This window comes from Liquorilactobacillus mali KCTC 3596 = DSM 20444 (genome assembly GCF_000260415.1).
GTDB lineage: Bacteria > Bacillota > Bacilli > Lactobacillales > Lactobacillaceae > Liquorilactobacillus > Liquorilactobacillus mali.
This window is the reverse complement of record NZ_BACP01000075.1, coordinates 1-4,148: the sequence shown is the minus strand read 5'-3', so window position 1 is coordinate 4,148 and position 4,148 is coordinate 1. Positions and strand designations below refer to the sequence as shown.

The following is a 4,148-nucleotide window of genomic DNA, read 5'->3' as shown; positions in this document are numbered from 1 at the left end:
AGTTTAATCAATATCGTTACAACTCGAATGCCCATTTAATAACAATTCTAGAGTTACCCACAATTATTTTTTTAATTAATTTCCTCACTATTTTGTATTTCATGTCATATTTAGCTTCTGCAATATTTCCTTCTATTTTGTCTAATATGTTTTTTGCGTCGCTGACTGATAGATCAGGCTGATTCTTTTTAACGGATTTTATTTTTTTGTCAATCGCATCTTTTTGCAACAATAATGCTTCCTTTTTTTCATTGAAAATATCAATTGTTAATGAATCTGTATCCACATATATGTTAACCAATTTTTTAAGACTTTTTTCTATTTTTCCAAGTTCAGTTTTATACGAATCTATGTTGATTAACTTTGTTTTATTCATTGAATCTATTTTGCTTGTATTTGATTGAAGCTCACTAATTGCATTAATAACATGTTCTTCAAGCATTTGTCTTTCTTGTGTTTTAGAAATGCAGTTAGACAATTGTCGTTGTGTAAACATCTTCTTTCGCATTGTACTAGGACACTTATATACACTTAGATGTGTTCCATCTTTGCGAGGGCGGTACTGAACCAAAGTTAAGTTGCATGAACAATATTTGCATTCAAGTAAACCGGATAGCATATATTTAGATTGGAATGGGCGAGGATTATTGTTCTTGCTGTAAGCTTCTTGCTGCCTTATTTTCAATTCCTTCTGTGTTGTCTTAAATGTTTTTTCATCAATTATTTGGGAGTGCTGGCCTGCATATATTTTGCCATGGTACTTTACATTTCCAGTATAGTCAGAATTTACTAGAACCATTCTTACAGTTCTAAAAGACCATTGTTTATCTTTGCCTAAATGTCCTTCTTTATTTAAATTTTCGGCAATCTTATTTATTGATGTTCCACTAAGATAATCTTTGTATATCTTCTTTATGATGTCTGCTTTGAACTCGTCAATATCATATGTTTCACCATTGTAGATATATCCAAATGCCGGATTCCACCAATTCATTGCTTTGCCAGTTTTAGCACGTCCCATTTTACCCATTTGCATTCGTTCTTTGATCTGTTCACGCTCCAACTGAGCAAACACTGAAAGAATTCCAATGCTTGCCTTGCCAAATGCAGTAGATGTATCGAAGTTCTCATTCAAGCTTACGAATGCCGTTTTATGCACGTTGAACACATCTTCGATAAGATATAGGGTATCTTTCTGTGAGCGACTTAAACGGTCTAATTTGTACACTAGAACGGTATCTATCTTGTTATTATTAACGTCTTCAATTAGCTCTTGCATAGCAGGGCGATTAATGTTTGATCCGCTAAAGCCTGCGTCTATATAGAATTTATAAACGTCCCAATCTTTAACTTCGCAATATTGTTTTAATTTATCCTTTTGCTGCTCAATAGAATAACCTTCTTCGGCTTGATCTATCGTTGAAACTCTCAAATAGCAACCAACTAGCATTGATTTTACCTCCCAAATTTATTAAAATATACAAATAGGGTGTACTTCTCCCTATGCATGATAACCAATTGCACACTCAATCTCTGGTCGGGGCGAGTGTGTTTTTTTATATATTAAGTAGTTGCTTTTTTTTAGCTTCAAACTCTTCTTGCGTAATAATACCATTGTCTGCAAGCTGCTTATATTTTACAATTTCATCAGCAACAGTTGAACTTGTTTGAGCAGCTGGCTCAACAGATTTCTGTTCATTTTTTTCATCTTTGCTAATGTATGGCATGCCTTTGTATCCTTTTTTTGACCAAGGAAACGCAAAACAGGAAATTACTACATTTATCCAACCAAAAAACGGCAGATCAATAAAAGTGTTATCGGTTATCATTTGATTAAACACTACCCCAAGAACAATGAAGACAGCTAGAGTAATCTCAACCCATTTTTTAGGGCGAGACTTTGAAGTGAATATAAATACTAATGCAACAATAAAGGCAATTGCACCAATAATCATGCCTAATCCGCCTTCACCGTTATAACTATCGTTATTAATCATTTGTCCATATGCTGATACATGATAGCTTTCTACCATTTCAAAAATGGATAAAAGTAGAAGAATAATTCCAGCGATTAATCTTCTTGGAATAAGTTTATTTTCAATTTTCATTGTGATTCCCCCAAATTAATTTTTAAATTTATGTGTTAGAAACATATATCATTATGTAGAGATACCTGAGTAGTGTTATATTTTACTCAGATACATTTTTATAAGTCTTAGCTTGTCGCCCCCAAGTGATGAGCTAAGGCTTATTTTTTTACTTCATTATTACTTTTCCAATGATTCTTACATCACTAGCTGGAAAAACCATATCTTCATATTTTTCATTGATAGATTTTAATCTTATTTTTCCATCTTCGCGATATATTTTCTTGCAAGTAACACCTACATCGTTAATAGAAACAATGACTATTTGTCCATCATCATCAGGAACAGGTTGATAATGTACGAACGCCTGCGAACCTTGTTTAAGCAATGGTTCCATAGAATCTCCAGCAATTGTTACTACTTCATCAGCACCACGAGGAACTTCACTTCTTACTACTATTTCTTCTTGTGCATCTTGGTAATCTCCATCGATAGGAGCACCAGCAGCAGTTGAACGGCCTGATCGGATAGCTTTACTGTTCTGTTCTTTTAACTGAGATGCTGCAAAATTATAAACTCGTTTTTTTCTTAAGGGCTCCAACTCATCATATATTGATGAAATATCATCATTTGATTCAATTCCTAATAAGTAACGAGGATCCAAGCTTAATGCTTTTGCAAATTCTTCTGTCTTATTAACAGGAAATTCTCTTGAACCATTTTCATATCTAGATAATGCTGCTTTAGAAAGACCAGTTAATCTAGCCAGCTCAGATAATGACAAGTTTCGTTCTTTTCTACTATTAGTAATTATTTCTAATATTTCCTTACTAGTTCTCAAATTAGCACCTCCTTTAACAAACCTTATTATATAACAATTGTTACCATGAGTAAACAAAATAAAATAAATTGTTCTATTTTGTTGACATACGGTAACGAAGGGTTTATATTAAAAATGTCGAAAGGAAGTGAGAAAATGGAATTTAATTTGAAACGAATTAAAGCCGAAAGGATTGCTGCTGGAATATCGCAACAAGATATGGCTAATATTTTGGAAATTTCAAGAGGAGCATATTGGAAGAGAGAAAACGGTATAACTCCAATTGGAGTAGAAGAATTAGCTAAGATTTCAGATACTCTTGGAATTGATAAAGACCACATAGGAATTTTTTTTAAATTCAACGTTACCGAACGTCAACGATTAGTAAAAGAATAGAAAGGAGCAATCTAAATGAATCAATTAATAACTATCAAAGTACAAGACAATCAGCAACTTGTTTCAGCGCGTGAACTTCATAAGGGATTACAACTTACAACTCGTTTTAGCAAATGGGTTGAACAAAACTTTTCAGATTTTGAAGAAGGCATAGATTTTAGCTCCGTAACTACAGTTACACACCAAAACCAATATGGCGGAACTAAGGAAGTTCAAGACTATGCACTGACTTTAGGAATGGCAAAAGAGCTCTCAATGATGAGCCATACAGAACTTGGAAAAATTTATCGTAAATATTTCATTGAACTTGAACGCAAATGGAATGATCCAAAGGAAGTTGTAAAACGTGGCTACGAATATCTACAAAGCGAAAACGTCCAATTAAAATTGGAAAACTCACAGCTTAAACCTAAAGCAGAATACACAGATAAGATCCTTGCTAACCCTGGGCTAGAAACAACAAGCATGATTGCAAAGAACTACGGTATGAGTTCTGTAGCCTTTAACAAATTGCTACACGAACAAGGCATTCAATATCGGCAAGGAAAAACGTGGTTACTGTATGCGAAATATCAAAACAAAGGGTATACACACGTTGAACCGTTTGAATATGTTGATAGCAATGGACTAAAGCAAGTAAGAAATACGTCTAAATGGACACAGAAAGGTCAGAAGTTTCTATATGACAAATTAAAAAGATCTGGTATCAAACCAGTTGTCGAATTGGTAAAGGAGGAATAGCAATGGAAGTAATTAATATCGATGCAAATGGAAAGAGGTTTAATCCTAAAGATGTAACACTGTCTCCCGAGCTAAGCTACGAAATTTGGGAAATATTAACAAGC

At 33.7% G+C, this 4,148-nt stretch carries 5 protein-coding genes; 2 read left to right on the top strand and 3 right to left on the bottom strand.

Annotation, left to right across the window (positions count from 1 at the left end; genetic code table 11):
* Positions 1-16: 16 nt before the first annotated feature.
* From GSM_RS13445 to GSM_RS13435, 3 genes are all read right to left on the bottom strand, one after another.
* A complete protein-coding gene (locus GSM_RS13445; protein WP_003689694.1) occupies positions 17-1,450 on the bottom strand; it encodes a recombinase family protein in 1,434 nt (477 codons plus the stop codon).
* 106 nt (positions 1,451-1,556) lie between these two features.
* A complete protein-coding gene (locus tag GSM_RS13440) occupies positions 1,557-2,108 on the bottom strand; it encodes an SHOCT domain-containing protein (RefSeq protein ID WP_003689693.1) in 552 nt (183 codons plus the stop codon).
* A gap of 148 nt (positions 2,109-2,256) precedes the next feature.
* Positions 2,257-2,928, bottom strand: coding sequence for a helix-turn-helix domain-containing protein (locus tag GSM_RS13435; RefSeq protein ID WP_003689691.1), 672 nt, complete (start codon positions 2,926-2,928; stop codon positions 2,257-2,259).
* 135 nt (positions 2,929-3,063) lie between these two features.
* On the opposite strand from GSM_RS13435, the gene GSM_RS13430 reads away from it, so the two are divergent.
* Together GSM_RS13430 and GSM_RS13425 are read left to right on the top strand one after the other, a co-directional pair.
* The gene (locus tag GSM_RS13430; protein ID WP_003689690.1) at positions 3,064-3,303 is read left to right on the top strand and encodes a helix-turn-helix domain-containing protein; all 240 of its coding nucleotides are present in this window, start codon (positions 3,064-3,066) and stop codon (positions 3,301-3,303) included.
* 15 nt (positions 3,304-3,318) lie between these two features.
* Positions 3,319-4,044, top strand: coding sequence for a phage antirepressor Ant (locus tag GSM_RS13425; RefSeq protein ID WP_003689688.1), 726 nt, complete (start codon positions 3,319-3,321; stop codon positions 4,042-4,044).
* Positions 4,045-4,148: the final 104 nt, after the last annotated feature.